The sequence below is a fragment of the Pseudomonadota bacterium genome (genome assembly GCA_034660915.1).
Classification (GTDB): Bacteria; Desulfobacterota; Anaeroferrophillalia; order Anaeroferrophillales; family Anaeroferrophillaceae; genus DQWO01.
The window spans coordinates 1-16,579 of the sequence record JAYEKE010000064.1 but is presented as its reverse complement, the minus strand read 5'-3'; the positions used below and the strand labels follow the sequence as shown (position 1 = coordinate 16,579).

Below are 16,579 nucleotides of genomic sequence, written 5' to 3'. Positions count from 1 at the left end.
ACATCATTAATATACCAGTGAGCTATGTCATCAGATGGCATGCGCGATAAAATTATTCATTTCACAATCTTCAGAATGCTACCATCAGAAACTGAGGTAAAAGATGTCTGACCCTTCCCCCCCCCTGAGCTGATTAAACAATCACAAAACGTGCCTAAAGGCTGATAACAGGAGGAAGTTATGTGGATAACCATTATTGTTGTAGTGGGTGTCATCTTGATTTGGTGGTTTTTCAGAGTTGCAGACAGAAACCGGACCCCACATGAGATTAGAAGGAAGCAAATTATTGAAGAGATGAAGCGTATTCCTGACAAGAAAAATAGACACGAATATTATCAACATGAAATGGCGAAAGAGCATATACGATTAGATGGCGCTGAAAACATATTAGGGCTTCAAGAAGACGATGAAAAGCCCCCTAGATAATTTTTGAGCAATTTTAGATTTGATGCATTCGTAAAAAGTCAAAAGTTGTAAAATTGACCGCAATATAATGTGGCTACCTAGCCGGCAGGGAAGTAGAAAAATTCTAGAAGGTACCCAGGCCCAAAGATTCCTGCAGCCGGTATTGCCATGTTTTCCAAAGACTTTTTTCAGCATACAGCTCATAATCAACCGTATAGCTATGCCCGTCCCGGTTGTGCCAGATGCGATCAGTATAATCAGTAATCCTGGCCATTATCGGCAGAGATTGACTGCCACTGATATATAAATCCGTTTCCAGATTAAAATTATCAATATTCCGCCGGGTAAGGTTTGCTGACCCAAGGATAACCGCCTGCCGGCCATCAACACTCACTCGGACAATCATCTTGGAATGAAACTGTTCACCATGGGTGGCGTACCAGCGAATTTCAATGGCATTCCTGGTTTTCTGCCGGAGTTCATGGGCCACCAGGCGATTGGGAATTCCGTTTTTTCGATAGCCAAAGGCATCTTTATTGGGATCAAGAACCAGTTTCACCTTAGCCCCACGCCTCGCAGCCTTAATCAAGGCCCGCACGATGTCCCTTTCCGCCAGGTAGAACATGGCCATATATACAGCATCTCCGGGGCGCGCGGCCATGATCAGCCGCCGGCAGGCATTTTTGATCCTTCTTTCAGTCAGCAGCTGCACATCAACCGCCTGATCATCATTAACAGTATTCATTGAAAGAGTATCAAAGGGCTCCGGAAATAGAGAGCTTCCGGAAAAAGCCGCCACCGCGGCTTCACTGCGATAGATATCTCGACACACGTCCCCACTTACCCGCAGGGCCACATTGGAATGTGCCGAACTGGCATCATGGGGATTTGCCGAAGTAACAATTGCCGCCATCCCACCGGATGGCCGGTCAGCCAGGCAAATTTTCCTATGGTTGGCTTTGAAATTCAGCAGTGCAAGATAGCTCCGCAGGGTGACAGGCTGACCAACTGCCGCAAAGGGATGCTTTAACCAGCCACCTTTATTTGCATTTCCAAACCATTGCAGGAAAATCCTCCAGAAAGCCGAATAAAGGAAATTGCTGTCACGCAACGGACTTAGATCGGTGATAATAACATGGATGCCGGCAGCCCTTAGGGAATCAAACTGTTCAGCTGATGCACCACCATAGGCAGAATTGATCGGGTCGGAAATAACATCTATGGAAATTGCCGGGATTTCTTTTTTCTTATCCAGTAAAACCTCAACCAACTCAGCAGACAATGGTCGATAGCAGGCTTTTTCCTGCCCCAGGTCCCCGTTTAAAAGAAACATATCAACCAGGATGTAGCGTTTTGCCTGGCCAATCATCGTAAAGATCGCCGGGAAAATTTCCTGATCATAAAGCTTTTGCCCATACTCGTCAACACTGGTCAGATCACGTAAAAAAGAAATTTCAGCTGCTGGAACTCTATGGACAGGTCCTTGAAAATCAATTCCGGCAGGCAGTGTTTTGGACAAATGGTAATAGCTTACACCAATATAGCAAACAAAAAACAAAACCAGGATAATCGCAATTCTGGACATTTTATTCCAATGTCTGTACATGAATTATTTTCAACCGTATCCGGGGTAAAAGCAAAAACTATTCATCTGAACGACGGAACCATTTGACAAAAAATAACTGCAGAAGGCTGAACAAAAACACAATAATAATTTGCCCGACCAGAAAAACCATGACCCCAATCAATACCTGAATCCCAAGGTTTAAAGAAAGATACCAGTCAATCATTGTCAGGTTTTCTGCCTTTATTCATTTTTCATTCAACCACACCGGTTCCAGAGTGTAAGGACAACATCTTCAACAATTTTTGATCCTGGAAAATCTGTTCCAGAACAGCGGTAAGAGCTTCATTGACCAGCCGTTGATTCTGTTGAATTCCCGGTCTTAACGCCAGCACCGCTTGTTTATCAATGGAATAATAGCTGGTCAGTTTCCGCCCACCGTTTACGGCCGTGGTCCTGAGGGAAATCTTCGTTTGTACCGGAACTTTCACTATTCCCGGCGATACACGATGGTTAAACTGCTGGATTTCAACCGTCAGGGAAATATTATTTTCGTGTACCCCGGACAGAGGAATGAATCCTTTTTTTCTCAGGCCGGCTGCAAGCACTTTCTCAATGACCATGTCAAGTTCCCGGGTGGCAAGGAATGGCTGGCGATTTCCATGACCATCTTCAAGGTAACCCAGCGGGTTTTCAGGTCGTAAATCAATGACCCGCAGGGAAATTTCCTGATGATCAGCAATATTATCAGCGGCAATCGTTTGGATTGATGGTTGGATCACCAAACGTTGCGGCAAGGTCGCACAACCCAGCATCAGCATAATGGACATAATCATAATCGAAGATATTGCGACAATACGGCTCATTTTTTCCTCCGAAATGTTATTTTACGCAACTTTCTAAGTTGTGAAAAAAACAGCTTGAAAAAAATTGTTTCAAGGATATTCCGGCATGGCTCTCGCTCATTCTTGCTGCACATCGTGTGCAGCTCCGAGGTGCCCGCCGCGAATCACCGTCGTGGCGATTCGTTCGGCGGTCAATGCCGCTGTGAGCCAAGCCCGAATATCCTGAATAATGTCTCTTGGCAACACAAGTCAGAAAGTTGAGTTATTTTATAGACCCAACACCATGACTGACTCGAACTATAGCATATTCAGGCTGATAAAAAAGCCCCTTATAGCGCGGACAAACTTGACAAATCCTCATCCACAGGCTAATCATGTAATTTTATAATAACCTGTTTTTTCAACCTGCTGGAGAATGCTGATGAAACGTCCATCACGTTTCTGGATCGCCACCTGCTTAACCTTATGTATCGCTTGCATAACAGCAACCTCAGCTGCCGGTGGGGAAGCGGAGCTCATCCCCCAGCTCACGGTTCGCGGCAATAGCACCCTCCAGGTACCAGCCAATCAACTGCAAATGCAGGTTGGCGTAACCACCGAAGCGAAAACGGTCAAACAGGCATTGGATGAAAATACGAAAAAAATCCAGGCCATCGAGCAGACTTTGAAAGAAATTGGTCTGAGCAGAAAAGAGTACAAAACCGGTCGTTTTCAAGTCCAACCCCGATGGTCAGCACGACCACCAAAATATCATGACGCCTGGCAAGCTGAAATTATCGGTTACCGGGTCAACAACCATTTTTCCATTAAAACCCGGCAAATAGAGCTGGGTGGAAAAATTATTGAATCATGCACCAGGGTTGGGGCTAACACCATTGGCTCGATTATCTTTAATCTTGCAACCCCCCAAATGTACCGGTCACAGGCAATCACGGCAGCGACTGCAAATGCCAGAGCAGACGCCAACGCCCTGGCCTCGGCTGCTGAGCTGAATTTAGGGGAAGTTCTGAACATCAGCCTTGATAATGCAACGTCCACTCCCTTACGTTCCAGGTCCATGGCTTATGCTGAAGGAATGGCTAAATCCGCGGCGCCATCGCTGAACCTGTCCCCCGGAAAAGTCACGGTTCGCGCCAATGTCACCATTACCTATGAAATAAGCGGGTCTCATAAGAAATAATGCTCAGTGACACTTAAACCCAAGAATCACAATCACCAGGAAGGATCATTCATGCAATACCAGGAAATTCTTTTTGATATCAACCAGGAGATCGCTTTTCTCACCCTTAATAATGCCAAAAGAATCAATGCCCTTTCCCGGCGGATGATTGGTGAAATTATCCATGCCCTGCAACAATTGGAAACGGATGAATCAACCAAAGTCCTTATTGTCCGGGCAGCCGGCAATCATTTCTGCGCCGGACACAGCCTGGATGAAATGGTGGACCAGGAAATGAAGGAATACAAGTTTATTTTTGACCAGTGCACCAGGATGATGCAATTGCTTCATGAAATCCCGCAACCGGTCATTGCCCAGGTCCAGGGGATTGCCACCGCCGCTGGCTGCCAGTTAGCTGCCTGGTGCGATCTGGTAGTGGCGGAAGAAGGAGCCAGGTTTGCTACCCCCGGGGTCCAGCTGGGGCTTTTTTGCACCACTCCCATGGTCGCCATCACCAGGGCCATCGGCCGCAAAGCGGCAATGGAAATGCTGCTCACCGGTCGATTCATTCCCGCTGGAGAGGCCAAAGAACTTGGATTGATCAATAAAGTTGTTCCACAGGATGAACTGGCAGCAGAAACATTGGAACTGGCTAGCCAGATTGCCCAGGCCAGCCGCCTGACGTTGGGATTGGGAAAACAGGGGTTTTATGCCCAGATAGATCAACCGGATGAAAAAGCCCTGCATTATGCCAAACACACCATCGCCCTTAACAACCTGGCGGAAGATGCCCAGACGGGAATTAAAGCCTTTTTGAATCAGACCACAGCCCAATGGCAGAACCGCTAAGCCTGAGAGCTACTTTTCCTTCCATACCGGGCTTCGTTTTTCCAGAAATGCACTCACCCCCTCTTTGGCATCTTCGGTAGTACAGAGCCGGGCAAAAGCTTCATTCATATAGTCAAAGGCTTTATAGTAATCCATATCAGCAGCGGTATAAAAAGATTTCTTGGCAATCTGAACCGCAACAGGACTTTTCTGCGCCAACAACGCGGCCCATTCACGGGTGGTTTTTTCCAGCTCCTCTTCCGGCACCACCTTGTTCACCAATCCCATCGCCAAGGCCTTTTCCGCATTGATCAAATCACCATAGAACAACAGCTCAAGCGCCCTTTTTCTGCCGATGGACTGACTTACCGGCACGATAGGGCCGACACAGTTCAAGCCAACATTAATCGCGGTCAAACCAAAACGCGCCCGTTCACCGACCACCGCCAGGTCGCAGGCCGCCACCAGACCGGCCCCATTAGCAGCCGCAACCCCATGAACCTGGGCAATAACCGGTTTCTTCATCCGGCTGATTGTCCCCAAGGGGGTTTCCATACACTCAATCCACTCACGATACTCCGAAGCAGTTTTAGCAAAAAAATCACTGACGTCAATACCGGCACAAAATGCCTTGCCCGCACCGTTGATAATGATAACCCGCACCCGTTGATCCGCATCAAGCTCCCGTAAAGCCTGACTGAGTTCCTCAGCCAGAGTGGTAGTAAACGTGTTCAGATTTTTCGGGCGGTTAAGGGTTATTTCACCAACATAATCATCTCCAACAGCCACTTTAATACTGTCATAATTCATCATTTTTCTCCTTTTAATTTCAGCCTGAAAAGCAAATCCCTACCGACTTATGGAGTTATCAATTTTACAGTTGGAAAATATGATCGGTATCTTGAGACATCTCTGGTAATTAAATCCAAATTCTGAACAGCGGCTTGGGCACCAATAAAAAAATCCGGAAGGGGAGCCCTTTTTACACCCTTTCTTTTTTTGTATTCCAAGTACGCTTTTCCAGCTAAAAACAATGCCTCTTTGGGAATTTCCAACATCTGAAAACCAGCTTTAGCGATTGCGGATTCAAGGTTCTCTATCGTCTTAAAACCAATGGAAATTTCAGTATAGACAATTGAATTGACATACAAGATTCCCAATTGATCATATTCATCCAATCTTGCTTCAGACCAATCAGCCCATTTCGGATCATTGAGAAAAACATCCAAAACAATATTCGAATCAACGAGAACCCCTTTCATTTATCTCCTCTTGTCAGGGCCATTATTTCATCAGTTGTCATTTTAACGTTTCCTATCCCTCTCAATTTCCTGAATTTGTATGTTTTTTTGGGTTCGCCTTTCCGTTTCACCAAATAAATTCGGTCTTTCTCTTCTATAAAATCAACTTCAACCGCAGGAGTTATTCCTAATTTTTCCCGAATTTCCTGGGGAATCGTGACTTGTCCTTTTATGGTCACTCTCATGATTGCACCTCCAGTAATATGTAATACTGGTAATACTAATACTTTTGCTTATTTTTGTCAATCATGAACATCCCATACATCACCAACAACCATCACCGACGGCAAAAACTATCTCCTGTCAGCCTATGATGATTTTTTGAATACCTGAGACGCATGGTCAATATCTTCAGGACAGAAAACAAAAAGGGTCCTGCCTTCAGAAGGGGAAACCGAACCGTAGACATAATTGATATTAATACCGGCATCACCGATTTTTTTGGCGGCTTCCGCCAGGGAGCCGGGACGGTTATCCAACTCAACCGCCATGACCGGCATAATATCATAAATATAACCATGTTCAGCCAGCAGATCCATGGTTTTATCGCTATCGCTGACCAATAAACGGATAAGAGCAAACTGTTCCGAATCTTTCTGGATCATGCCATAACTGGCAGCCGTGGCATAGCGTCGGAAAATTTTACCCCGGGCGTTAAAAAGTTCTTTAACGTAACTGGTAGCATCCTGAATAGTTATGGCATCAATATTGATGCTATTTTCGGCCAGCATCAAAGTCAGTTTGGATAATTCTCCCGGTACATTTTTCAGGAAAAGTGTAATCTCAGTACGAACCATGAATTCCTCCTCAGTAAAAATATTTCCAACTTCTTTCACCACAGATCAGACGGCTTATTTTGACCTCTAACCATGATCATCATTGGTTGTCAAGGATAATAAAGAAAGAAATATCTCAGTATTCCTGAATCCATTTCAAAGCAGCAGCCTTTTGTTCGGGAAGAAAATGTTTCACTTCTATGCTGGGGAAAAAATGATCCGCTACATCAGTCCATTTTTCCATCCATTTAATCCTGGACACCACCGCCTTTCTGGCGAATTTCTTAAAATTCGGCAGGGCAAATTTCAGGTCATCAACCAGGGCCGGCAGCGAAATCCAACCAAATGATTCTACCTCTACATAAATGCTGATTCGCTCATGCTCAGCAAACATTTTTTTCATAACTTCAATCATGGCGTCCATATCCCAGCGTTCAATTTTCCCGGATACTTTGACCCCAATAACATGATCCGCTTCCATGGGTATTTGTTGCGTCATTGGCAAACCTCCTCAAGGTTTTCAGGATTGATACACATTTTCACCAGCCTGATTTGTCAACAATATCGTTACAAAAACGAAAATCAGATACATTGAAAAAACGTTCAACCAGCCAGTGACGATTCGGTATGCGCCGTAAAAGCCTGGGGCATACATTCCCCTTTTAAACCGCAAAGGCTCGGGGACAGTCCCGGTTTTGCTTACTGCAGTACACTTCATAAGGAGGAAGGTAGACTTAAAAAATATCGGCTGAAAAAATATATACCCGTGTTTCCGACTGCTGCCAGCATTTGCTCGACAAACCGGCCTTCATGCAGGTATGGTCAAGGAATTCCTCCCGACTCCAACCATATTCAGTTGCCACCTGGGGAAGTAACAGGCCGGCATAACCCTGACTTTCAAGGTACAACCCATGAACACCGACTTCAATCTCTTTAATATCTTTGACGAGATGCAAGGGAGTCAGAACTGATATCTCCAGTTCCAACTCATCAAGCTCAGCTTTACTAACCGGGGGGAAACGGGGATCGCTAAAAGCTGCTGCCGGTGCCATTTCCCTGATGGTTTCAACCAGGGGCAGGTTCCCCTGGATATGACCGATACAACCCCTTAACGCCCCATGTTTTGTCAAAGTAACAAAAGCTCCCCGTTTTTCTTCCAGGTGACCACCTGGCGGAGCCTCAGGTAAGGGCTTGGTTTCCTGAAATCTGGCCGTAATTTCCGCCATCGCCAGCTGGCGAAGAAAGCTTTTTTCCGCTTCGGTCAACCCCAGATCAACGCCTACTTGGTGTTCCTTCCTTTTCTCCATTTTTCAGCCACCATTCCTTAAATTTTTCTTGAATAGAAACATATTTCAATCTGTCTCTCATTATTTACTCAACTTTCTGAGTTGCTCTAAAAACAGCGAAATAAATCTCCAGGGGATGTTCAGGCATGGCTCACGCTCATTCTCGCCGGCCGTCCATGGCCTGCCTGTGCGTGCCGCACGCAGACAGGCTATGAGCCAAGCCCGAACATCCTGCTAATATGTCCCTGGCAATGCAAGTCAGAAAGTTGAGTTATTTATATATGGCCGCCGCCATATACCCCACCACCTGGCCACGATCCCCGGTCACATCACCGGAATTCTGATAAGCAACCACCCGGGCACCGGTGGCACCAAGCTTTGCCGCCAGCATCATGACCGCCACCATCGGCCCGGCACCACAGGCTTCAGCTTTGCCGCCAGCAACAACATTCCAGAGTGCCCGTGAATCATTATTGTTTACCGCCTCCAGAATATTACTATCCAGGCTCACGGCTTCATCATAGGAGTGATAATGAGAAAGGTCAGAGCTGGCCACCAGCAACACCCGCTTCCCAAACAGTACGGTTCCCAAAGCCTCTACCATCATGGAAGCAGTCTCCCAATCCTGGGAACCCATCACCACCGGGATTAAAGCAAACTTCGACAGAACAACCTGTAAAAACGGTAACTGGACCTCCAGGGCGTGTTCCTGGCGATGAGCCTGGTCAACATAATGGAAAACACTGTATTCACTCAATAACTTCTGGACAATATCTCCCGCCAGGGGAATAACGCCCAGCGGGGTCTGATAATCACCGGAAGAATACAGTGAGGCACCCTGGAAATAGGTATGGTGGCTTGGCGAAATAACCAGGACATAATCATAATCGGCCCTTGACAGCTGGCAATAGGCCGCCGCCGCAACCCTGCCTGAATACATATACCCCGCATGGGGACTTATGAGACCAATAACGGCGCCGGGAACCTTGTCAATCCCGGCAGCACTATCTAAATAACTATCGATATCATCTCGCAGAACCTTCGGCTCAGACGGATAAAATGTTCCGGCAACCGCCGGCACCCTGTCTATATTTTCGTGCATCAGCCCCTCCCGGGAAAGCATATTTTCTTTTCCCTTGATTATTATCAACAGACTACGTATAAAATCCAACAGTCGGTAATTCTACTAAATAATCTATCATGCTTCCGTTAGTTGTCAAGCCCGTTGAAAAAACTATGGAAAAAAAAGATATTCTCAGCAATCTGGAAAATCTGCTTTTATCCCAATTTGACATCCGGGTTGTATATGAAAATCTCCTTTCCCAATCCATCAGAAGAAAACGAGGCCTCTGCCGTTTTGATGATGAATACCTATTTATTATCAATGAGAAAGAAAAAACCGATTATAAAATTGCCGCCATCTGTGAAATCCTCACAAACTTTGATCTGGAGTCGGTATACCTCCCCCCTCAAGTAAGAAAGGTTATTGATAAAAATAGAAAAACCGGCTGAAATTGCACCAAAAAAGCAGAGGGGATTGCCTGGTCAGGCAATCCCCTCTGATACTTCAGAAACAAAAAACTAGTTTACTTTTCGACGATGGCATCACTTGGGCAAACTTCGACACAAGAACCACATTCAACGCATTTCTCCTGATCGATTACATAAATATCATCACCTTCATAGATGGCGTCTTCAGGACATTCTTCCTCACAGGTGCCACAGGATACACATTCATCGGTAATTACATACATGGTCAAACCTCCTCCAGTTTACAGCCGACCATCGGGGGATACCCATCATTGGTCCCCAACCCGGAAGGCAGTTTATATTTTGACCGGCAGCCCCTGGCCACCAGTCAGCTTACAACTAAATTTCCATTACTTCCTGTTCTTTAAGCTCAATAATTCCATCAATTTTGCCAACAAATTCATCGGTCAGTTTCTGGACTTCATCCTGACCTTTCTTATTTTCATCCTCGGTAATTTCTTTATCTTTTTCCATCGTCTTCAGCATATCGATACAATCACGACGACAGGAGCGGACTCCTATTTTCGAGCTCTCCCCAGTTTTTTTCACTACCTTAACCAACTCCCGGCGGCGCTCTTCAGTGGGGCGCGGCATAACCAATCGAATCTGCTTGCCATCATTGGTGGGATTTACCCCCAGGTCTGATTTATTAATGGCCTTATCAATCTCGCCCAGCATGTTATTATCCCAGGGTTGAATAACAATCATGCGGCTTTCCGGGACGGAAAGTGATGCTACCTGATTGAGGGGTGTTGGCACACCATAATAATCGACTTTGACCCCATCAAGCAGCGAAAGTGATGCCCTGCCGGTTCGTACTCGACCCAGATCCCGCTTCAGAGCCTCAACGGCTTTCTGCATGCTTTCCCGGCCTTCTTCCAGCACCTCTGCAATAAATTCCTGCGCCATATTTATCCCCTTCCTACAAATGTGCCGATCGATTCACCACAGACAGCTTTTTTGATATTACCTTTCTTGGTAAGGCTGAACACCAGAATCGGCAGGTGGTTATCCATACAAAGAGAAATAGCCGTGGCATCCATAACTTTCAAACCCTTCTGGAGCACATGGAGATAGGTAAGTTCATCGTACTTGACCGCATCGTCATATTTCAGCGGATCACGATCATAAACACCATCCACCTTGGTCGCCTTGATAATAATATCAGCCTGAATTTCCATGGCCCGCAAAGAAGCCGCCGTATCCGTGGTAAAATAAGGATTGCCGGTACCGGCAACGAAAATAACAACTCGCCCCTTCTCCAAGTGGCGTACCGCCCGACGGCGAATATACGGCTCAGCAACCTCCTGCATGGAAATGGCACTTAATACCCGGGTGTAGACACCAAGCTGCTCCAATGCATCCTGAAGGGCCAGGCCATTGATAACCGTGGCCAGCATACCCATGTAATCCGCTGCCACCCTATCCATGCCGGAAGATGCTGCCGGAACTCCACGAAAAATATTCCCGGCACCGATTACAATCGCAATTTCTATTCCCAGATCATGGACATCGCGGATTTCTTCAGCAAAAGAACGGATTGTCGCTTCATCAATACCATATGTCCTTTCCCCCATCAAGGCTTCACCACTTAACTTCAGCAAAACCCGCTGATAGGGAAATGTTCCTTTTGACATGAGCACCAATTTCTATTTCAGCTGATCCGCCACTTCCTGGGCCAGGTCACAACTCCTTTTTTCCAGCCCTTCACCCAGCAGATAACGGCTGAATCTCCTGATAATGATATTTTCACCGGTTTTGGCAATCATCTCTTTAACCAGCTCTTCTATGGTTATATCAGGATTTTTAACGAATTTCTGCTCCATAAGGCAGTTTTCCGCATAAAATTTCTCTATCCTGCCGGTGACGATCTTATCGACAATCTTTTCAGGCTTTCCACTTTCCAGGGCCTGAACTCGAAAAATCTGTTTTTCTTTTTCTACATCATCGGCAGGCACATCATCACGGGTGATACCCAGCGGATTGGCAGCCGCAACCTGCATGCAGATATCCTTGACAAAAGCCTGAAAATCATCAGTGCGGGCAACAAAATCCGTTTCACAATTAATTTCAACCATAACGCCTATTTTTCCACCGGCGTGAATATAGGAACCTACAAGTCCTTCTGAAGTTATTCTGCCACTCTTCTTGGATGCCGCGGCCAAACCTTTTTCCCGCAAAAAGTCAACGGCATCATCAAGCACACCATCTTTCTCCTTGAGGGCTTTTTTGCAATCCATAATCCCGGCCCCGGTTTTCTCCCGCAGCTCTTTCACCATTACAGCAGTTATTTCTGCCATGTTTTCATCCTCCGATATCTTCTCCCCACCGACATCATTCGGTAATGGGTCAGCAAGTAATTATTTTAACGACTTCTTTATAAAAAAAACCGCAAATCTTATTCAACGACCGGGGTTTCTTTTATTTCTTCAGCCACTGCAGGTCCGGTTTCTTCGACTACTTCCGGTTCAGCATTTTCCGCCTCTTCCACAGCTACAGCCTCGGGCTCTTCAACCACTGCCGCCGACTCAGCTTCTTCGCCAACCCGTTCAATAATAGGACCTTCTCCAGCCTCAGTTTCCTGAAAAGCAGCCTCATCAACCTCTTTATCCGTTGCCGCCTGTTTTCTTTCCTCACGCAGCATTTTTCCTTCCAGAGCAGCATCGGCAATCCGGGAACAAAACAATTTAATCGCCCGAATGGCATCATCATTGCCGGGAATCAGGTAATCTATGGGATCAGGATCACAGTTGGTATCGACCACCGCAACCACCGGGATACCCAATTTATTGGCTTCAGCCACCGCGATTGATTCCCGTTTGCAGTCAATCACAAAAATACAGGCAGGCGGTTTCTCCATATCTTTAAGCCCGCCAAGATTTTTCTCCAGCTTTTCCCGCTGCCGCTCCAGAGAAACAACCTCTTTCTTGATCAGAAGATCATATGTACCATCAACCTTCATGGTTTCCAGCCTTTTCAGCCGGGCAATACTTTTCTTAATGGTCTGGAAATTGGTCATCATCCCTCCCAGCCATCTTTGATTTACCCAATACATACCACATCTTTTTGCTTCTTCTTCAATGTGCTCCTGGGCTTGACGTTTAGTCCCGACAAAGAGGACTTCACCACCATCTGCAACTAGCTCGACCACTTTTTTATAAGCTTTGCGGAAGAGGGGCAGTGATTTCTGCAAATCAATAATATAAATTCCATTACGAGCGCCGAAAATGTACTTTTTCATCTTCGGGTTCCAACGTTTTGTCTGGTGACCGAAATGGACTCCAGCCTCCAGCAACTGTCTCATTTTAATAACTGATGCCATATTCTTCTCCTTGTTTTTTTGTTTTACCGCCGCCCCTTATCCATACCCACCGAACAATGTCCGGCACAACGACATGAATAACATTAACAACCAGGAACGTGAGATTTATAAGCCTGAAACCTGGATTTGCTACCATAAAAATTACTCTTTTGCAAGAGCAAAAATCCGCTTGGCAGCCCTGATATCTTTAGCAATTTGAGCCTGAAGGCCAGCCACTTCCGTAAAGGCAATGGTATCCCGCAAGCGCTCCAAAAAAATAATTTTAATAGTCTCCCCATAAAGATCCCGGGAAAAGCTCAGAATATGGACCTCAACGGTCAACCCCGTATCACCAAAGGTGGGATTATAGCCGATACTCACTACCCCCTGCCACCGCCGTTCACCATACTCAACCCAAACCGCATACACCCCTTCCCGGGGATAAAGCTCCGCCTCCGAACGAATATTGGCCGTGGGAAACCCCAGATCCTTGCCACGATTTTTCCCCGGCCTGACAACCCCTTCAACGGAATAATAGCGGCCCAACAGCCGGGCCGCCGGCATAACCTCACCAGCCATAATATGCTGTCGCACCCTGGTGCTGCTGACAACCTTGCCATCCATAAGAAAAGGCTGGGCAATCACGGTCTTAAAACCCATTTCAAAACCAAGTTCAGTCAACAGCTTGATATCCCCTTCCCGGTCACGACCGAAATGATAATTATCACCCACAATCACCGTATGCGCGCCCAGGCGTTCGACAATAATCCGGCGGGCAAAATCAGCAGCTGGCAGGTTGGCAAAATCCCGGGTAAAGGGTGCACACACCAGGGCATCAATACCGGTTTTGGCGATAAGCTGTATTTTTTTAACCAGGGGAGTAATCAGAAAAAGGCGACGTTCAGGAAAAATCAGTTTAAAAGGATGTGGCTGAAAGGTTAAGGCAACCGCGTTCTTGCCCTCCCGCGCTGCCACTTCTTTGACCAGTAAAAAAAGTGACTGATGTCCCAGGTGTACACCGTCAAAATTACCGATGGTCAGGATGGTGCCGCCTGGCGGAAACTGCTGTTCCCAAAGATTCAAATATTCCTTCATGGTATCCGACCAGATAAAAAAGGTTGTTTTCAGCCAGCTCACGGTTACCCGCCAGCGGTCAGGAAACAACCCTAAAAATTCAACCCTTGATGTAGCCGGTTTTGATGCTAAACCAGGTTGCCGGTTTTAATCAATCAGCCTTGTTCATGAAGCGAAAAAATTCATTACCACTACCCAGAACCAAGGTTGACTTATCCGCCAATGCCTTTTTATATGCCTGCAGGCTGCGAAAAAAATTATAGAAATCTTCATCCTGCTGGAAGGCCTTGGCATAAATAGCAATTGCCTTCTGCTCCCCCTCCCCGCGAACTTCCTGCGATTTGCGGTAGGCCTCAGCCAGAAGAATTGTCCTTTCTTTTTCAGCCTTGGAACGAATTTTAATTGCCTCCTCTTCACCTTCCGAGCGGTATTTTTTTGCCTGTCGCTGGCGTTCAGCCTGCATGCGGGAAAACACGTGCCGCTCATTTTCAACCGGCAGGTCAGCCCTTTTGACCCGCACATCCACGACTTCAATCCCATAATCAGCCGCGGCCTCGTTACTATTCATCGTGACTGTTTTCATAATTTTCGTCCGCACTTTAGCGACAATATCATTCAGTGTTTCCTTGCCCAGTTCCACCCGAAATTCGGAATAAATGATATCATCAAGCCTTGATTGGGCTCCGGCGACATTCTTTACGGTCTGGTAAAACTTCAGCGGATCAACAATCCGCCATTTAGCATAGTTATCAACCACCAGATTTTTCTTATCACTGGTGACGATTTCCGCCGGAGCGGCATCGTAAACCAGCAAACGACGATCAAAAAATATCACCTGTTGCAACAAGGGCACTTTAAAATTCAAACCTGGTTCTGTTATCACCCGTACCGGTTTCCCCAGCTGCAGAATCAGTGCCTGCTGTCTTTGATCAACCTGAAACAATGTGGACAGGATCACCATGATAATAATAACCCCGGCAATGACAATTAATCTCATACTCATATTCTTCATACGTTATTCCTTATAAATATTATTGATTTTTCAGCCTTTTACGAAAGTATCCATATTACCTGGCGGGTCGTTCCTTCAAACGAAGAGGATCAATAGGCAATAACGGCAAAAGATTCTGCTTCACTTTTTGATCAATAATAATTTTATCAACCTTAGCCAACACCTTTTCCATGGTTTCGAGATACATACGCTTACGGGTTACCGAAGGGGCCTGTTGATATCCCCGAAGATTGGACAAAAAACGGGCAGCGTCACCCTGGGCAATATTAATCATTTCCGACTTGGATGCCATTGCTTGATTAATCATCTCAGTCGCCTTACCCTTGGCTTTAGGCAGAATATCATTCTGATATCCCTGGGATTCATTAATAAGCTTAATTTTATTTTCCTTGGCGCTGGCCACATCCTTAAAGGCTTCAATAACCGCTTTCGGCGGGTGGACATCCTGCAGTTGAACCGCCACCACCACTATTCCGGCTTCATAGCGGTCCAGGATTTCCTGTAAAAGAGCCTTTACTTCCTGCTGAATCTTAAATTTACCCCCGGTCAGGACCTCATCAATAACGGATTTGCCGATAATTTCCCGCATTGAGGCCTCCGCCGCGTCATGAACGGTTTTTCCCTGATCAACAACCTTAAAAAGGTAGTTGACCGGATCTTTAATCCGGTATTGAACAATAAACTGGGCATCGACAATATTTTCATCACCAGTCAGCATCAACGATTCATGGGGAATTTTCTGATAGCGGGCCGGCGCTGCCTGTGAGATGGTCCTGAAACCAATTTCCAACCGTTTTACCTGGGTAACCCGGGGTTTTATCACCGTTTCAACCGGAGTCGGCATATGCCAATGGGGCCCCGAGGTGGTGGTATATACCACTTTGCCAAAGCGCTGCACCACCCCCTGCTCATCCGGACCAACGATATAAAACCCGGTAGCCAGCCAGCCAATCAGGATGAGCAACAAAACAATCCCGATCCCACCGGGAAGTTTAGTCGGAAATTTTCCCCCAAACTTCTGTTTAAGCTTTTTAATGATGTCTTCCAGGTCAGGTGGCTGAGAACCGCCACCGCGATTATCATCTCCATTATATTCCCATGGCATAGAGAACGCTCCTTTCAAAGTTCTTTTGATTCGACATTTTTTACCAACCAACAAGATTGTGACTATAGACTAATCACGGGGGTCACGTCAACCCGCTAAATGTAGCCAGAGGGGTCAAGTCTGCTCTTGACTCTTGAGGAGGCGGGTGGAAGGAGACAGAAGACGGAAGGCAGTAGGTCCGCAGGCGAAGGAAGGCGGGAAAGTGAATTATCACAAATTCAGGACCCAAGACAAAAAAAATTTCACCACGAAGGACACGAAGGACACGAAGAAATGAAATTTGATGATCTGTCCCATTCTGTTATTGGTTGTGCTTTGGAGGTTCATAGCCATTCAGGGCCAGGTTTGTTGGAATCCACCTATGAGCAATGCCTTGCTCATGAACTTACAATG

Annotated in this window: 22 protein-coding genes; 5 read left to right on the top strand and 17 right to left on the bottom strand. The window is 46.3% G+C overall.

Annotation, left to right across the window (positions count from 1 at the left end):
• Positions 1-180: 180 nt before the first annotated feature.
• Positions 181-426, top strand: a complete 246-nt coding sequence (locus tag U9P07_03910) for a hypothetical protein (GenBank protein ID MEA2108544.1) — start codon at positions 181-183, stop codon at positions 424-426.
• A gap of 103 nt (positions 427-529) precedes the next feature.
• Here the strand turns inward: U9P07_03910 and U9P07_03905 are convergent, their stop codons facing one another.
• Entirely contained in the window at positions 530-1,990 is a 1,461-nt protein-coding gene (locus tag U9P07_03905) for a phospholipase D family protein (protein MEA2108543.1), read from the bottom strand.
• Between the two features lie 233 nt (positions 1,991-2,223).
• Entirely contained in the window at positions 2,224-2,835 is a 612-nt protein-coding gene (locus U9P07_03900) for a YajG family lipoprotein (protein MEA2108542.1), read from the bottom strand.
• Positions 2,836-3,235: 400 nt separating this feature from the next.
• Between U9P07_03900 and U9P07_03895 the strand changes: the two genes are divergently transcribed.
• Together U9P07_03895 and U9P07_03890 are read left to right on the top strand one after the other, a co-directional pair.
• The gene (locus U9P07_03895; GenBank protein MEA2108541.1) at positions 3,236-3,994 is read left to right on the top strand and encodes an SIMPL domain-containing protein; all 759 of its coding nucleotides are present in this window, start codon (positions 3,236-3,238) and stop codon (positions 3,992-3,994) included.
• 51 nt (positions 3,995-4,045) lie between these two features.
• Positions 4,046-4,822 (top strand): enoyl-CoA hydratase, encoded by a 777-nt coding sequence (locus U9P07_03890; GenBank protein ID MEA2108540.1) that lies wholly within the window; start codon positions 4,046-4,048, stop codon positions 4,820-4,822.
• A 9-nt stretch (positions 4,823-4,831) separates the two neighbouring features.
• On the opposite strand, the gene U9P07_03885 is transcribed toward U9P07_03890, so the two are convergent.
• The 7 genes from U9P07_03885 to amrB form a co-directional block, all read right to left on the bottom strand.
• The gene (locus U9P07_03885) at positions 4,832-5,611 is read right to left on the bottom strand and encodes an enoyl-CoA hydratase-related protein (protein ID MEA2108539.1); all 780 of its coding nucleotides are present in this window, start codon (positions 5,609-5,611) and stop codon (positions 4,832-4,834) included.
• 47 nt (positions 5,612-5,658) lie between these two features.
• The gene (locus U9P07_03880) at positions 5,659-6,063 is read right to left on the bottom strand and encodes a type II toxin-antitoxin system VapC family toxin (protein ID MEA2108538.1); all 405 of its coding nucleotides are present in this window, start codon (positions 6,061-6,063) and stop codon (positions 5,659-5,661) included.
• Entirely contained in the window at positions 6,060-6,287 is a 228-nt protein-coding gene (locus U9P07_03875; GenBank protein ID MEA2108537.1) for an AbrB/MazE/SpoVT family DNA-binding domain-containing protein, read from the bottom strand. Before U9P07_03875 ends, U9P07_03880 begins: the two co-directional genes overlap by 4 nt.
• A gap of 123 nt (positions 6,288-6,410) precedes the next feature.
• Positions 6,411-6,899 (bottom strand): ACT domain-containing protein, encoded by a 489-nt coding sequence (locus U9P07_03870; GenBank protein ID MEA2108536.1) that lies wholly within the window; start codon positions 6,897-6,899, stop codon positions 6,411-6,413.
• 115 nt (positions 6,900-7,014) lie between these two features.
• A complete protein-coding gene (locus tag U9P07_03865) occupies positions 7,015-7,377 on the bottom strand; it encodes an STAS/SEC14 domain-containing protein (protein ID MEA2108535.1) in 363 nt (120 codons plus the stop codon).
• A 235-nt stretch (positions 7,378-7,612) separates the two neighbouring features.
• Positions 7,613-8,185, bottom strand: coding sequence for an AmmeMemoRadiSam system protein A (amrA, locus tag U9P07_03860; GenBank protein ID MEA2108534.1), 573 nt, complete (start codon positions 8,183-8,185; stop codon positions 7,613-7,615).
• Positions 8,186-8,435: 250 nt separating this feature from the next.
• Positions 8,436-9,266, bottom strand: a complete 831-nt coding sequence (gene amrB, locus U9P07_03855) for an AmmeMemoRadiSam system protein B (GenBank protein MEA2108533.1) — start codon at positions 9,264-9,266, stop codon at positions 8,436-8,438.
• Between the two features lie 134 nt (positions 9,267-9,400).
• Between amrB and U9P07_03850 the strand changes: the two genes are divergently transcribed.
• Entirely contained in the window at positions 9,401-9,676 is a 276-nt protein-coding gene (locus U9P07_03850) for a hypothetical protein (GenBank protein MEA2108532.1), read from the top strand.
• Positions 9,677-9,750: 74 nt separating this feature from the next.
• Here U9P07_03850 and U9P07_03845 read toward each other — a convergent pair whose 3' ends face one another.
• The 8 genes from U9P07_03845 to hflK form a co-directional block, all read right to left on the bottom strand.
• A complete protein-coding gene (locus U9P07_03845) occupies positions 9,751-9,918 on the bottom strand; it encodes a 4Fe-4S binding protein (protein ID MEA2108531.1) in 168 nt (55 codons plus the stop codon).
• Positions 9,919-10,033: 115 nt separating this feature from the next.
• Positions 10,034-10,588, bottom strand: a complete 555-nt coding sequence (gene frr, locus U9P07_03840; protein ID MEA2108530.1) for a ribosome recycling factor — start codon at positions 10,586-10,588, stop codon at positions 10,034-10,036.
• 17 nt (positions 10,589-10,605) lie between these two features.
• Positions 10,606-11,331: a UMP kinase gene (gene pyrH / locus U9P07_03835; GenBank protein ID MEA2108529.1), complete on the bottom strand. Its 726-nt coding sequence runs from the start codon at positions 11,329-11,331 to the stop codon at positions 10,606-10,608.
• A gap of 12 nt (positions 11,332-11,343) precedes the next feature.
• Positions 11,344-11,994: a translation elongation factor Ts gene (gene tsf / locus U9P07_03830; GenBank protein ID MEA2108528.1), complete on the bottom strand. Its 651-nt coding sequence runs from the start codon at positions 11,992-11,994 to the stop codon at positions 11,344-11,346.
• Positions 11,995-12,092: 98 nt separating this feature from the next.
• On the bottom strand, positions 12,093-13,016 hold the full coding sequence (rpsB, locus tag U9P07_03825) for a 30S ribosomal protein S2 (GenBank protein MEA2108527.1): 924 nt from the start codon (positions 13,014-13,016) through the stop codon (positions 12,093-12,095).
• 141 nt (positions 13,017-13,157) lie between these two features.
• A complete protein-coding gene (locus tag U9P07_03820) occupies positions 13,158-14,132 on the bottom strand; it encodes a bifunctional riboflavin kinase/FAD synthetase (protein MEA2108526.1) in 975 nt (324 codons plus the stop codon).
• Positions 14,133-14,220: 88 nt separating this feature from the next.
• Positions 14,221-15,081, bottom strand: a complete 861-nt coding sequence (hflC, locus tag U9P07_03815; GenBank protein ID MEA2108525.1) for a protease modulator HflC — start codon at positions 15,079-15,081, stop codon at positions 14,221-14,223.
• A 55-nt stretch (positions 15,082-15,136) separates the two neighbouring features.
• On the bottom strand, positions 15,137-16,186 hold the full coding sequence (gene hflK / locus U9P07_03810; protein MEA2108524.1) for an FtsH protease activity modulator HflK: 1,050 nt from the start codon (positions 16,184-16,186) through the stop codon (positions 15,137-15,139).
• A 126-nt stretch (positions 16,187-16,312) separates the two neighbouring features.
• Between hflK and U9P07_03805 the strand changes: the two genes are divergently transcribed.
• On the top strand, positions 16,313-16,579 hold a 267-nt coding region (locus tag U9P07_03805; GenBank protein MEA2108523.1), incomplete at its 3' end, for a GxxExxY protein.

Excerpts from the sequence above, each read along its gene's own strand:
- U9P07_03910 (MEA2108544.1), top strand. The coding sequence starts at position 181 with ATGTGGATAACCATTATTGTTGTAGTGGGTGTCATCTTGATTTGGTGG.
- U9P07_03905 (MEA2108543.1), bottom strand. The coding sequence starts at position 1,990 with ATGTCCAGAATTGCGATTATCCTGGTTTTGTTTTTTGTTTGCTATATT.
- U9P07_03900 (MEA2108542.1), bottom strand. The coding sequence starts at position 2,835 with ATGAGCCGTATTGTCGCAATATCTTCGATTATGATTATGTCCATTATG.
- U9P07_03895 (MEA2108541.1), top strand. The coding sequence starts at position 3,236 with ATGAAACGTCCATCACGTTTCTGGATCGCCACCTGCTTAACCTTATGT.
- U9P07_03890 (MEA2108540.1), top strand. The coding sequence starts at position 4,046 with ATGCAATACCAGGAAATTCTTTTTGATATCAACCAGGAGATCGCTTTT.
- U9P07_03885 (MEA2108539.1), bottom strand. The coding sequence starts at position 5,611 with ATGAATTATGACAGTATTAAAGTGGCTGTTGGAGATGATTATGTTGGT.
- U9P07_03880 (MEA2108538.1), bottom strand. The coding sequence starts at position 6,063 with ATGAAAGGGGTTCTCGTTGATTCGAATATTGTTTTGGATGTTTTTCTC.
- U9P07_03875 (MEA2108537.1), bottom strand. The coding sequence starts at position 6,287 with ATGAGAGTGACCATAAAAGGACAAGTCACGATTCCCCAGGAAATTCGG.
- U9P07_03870 (MEA2108536.1), bottom strand. The coding sequence starts at position 6,899 with ATGGTTCGTACTGAGATTACACTTTTCCTGAAAAATGTACCGGGAGAA.
- U9P07_03865 (MEA2108535.1), bottom strand. The coding sequence starts at position 7,377 with ATGACGCAACAAATACCCATGGAAGCGGATCATGTTATTGGGGTCAAA.
- amrA (MEA2108534.1), bottom strand. The coding sequence starts at position 8,185 with ATGGAGAAAAGGAAGGAACACCAAGTAGGCGTTGATCTGGGGTTGACC.
- amrB (MEA2108533.1), bottom strand. The coding sequence starts at position 9,266 with ATGCACGAAAATATAGACAGGGTGCCGGCGGTTGCCGGAACATTTTAT.
- U9P07_03850 (MEA2108532.1), top strand. The coding sequence starts at position 9,401 with ATGGAAAAAAAAGATATTCTCAGCAATCTGGAAAATCTGCTTTTATCC.
- U9P07_03845 (MEA2108531.1), bottom strand. The coding sequence starts at position 9,918 with ATGTATGTAATTACCGATGAATGTGTATCCTGTGGCACCTGTGAGGAA.
- pyrH (MEA2108529.1), bottom strand. The coding sequence starts at position 11,331 with ATGTCAAAAGGAACATTTCCCTATCAGCGGGTTTTGCTGAAGTTAAGT.
- tsf (MEA2108528.1), bottom strand. The coding sequence starts at position 11,994 with ATGGCAGAAATAACTGCTGTAATGGTGAAAGAGCTGCGGGAGAAAACC.
- rpsB (MEA2108527.1), bottom strand. The coding sequence starts at position 13,016 with ATGGCATCAGTTATTAAAATGAGACAGTTGCTGGAGGCTGGAGTCCAT.
- hflC (MEA2108525.1), bottom strand. The coding sequence starts at position 15,081 with ATGAAGAATATGAGTATGAGATTAATTGTCATTGCCGGGGTTATTATT.
- hflK (MEA2108524.1), bottom strand. The coding sequence starts at position 16,186 with ATGCCATGGGAATATAATGGAGATGATAATCGCGGTGGCGGTTCTCAG.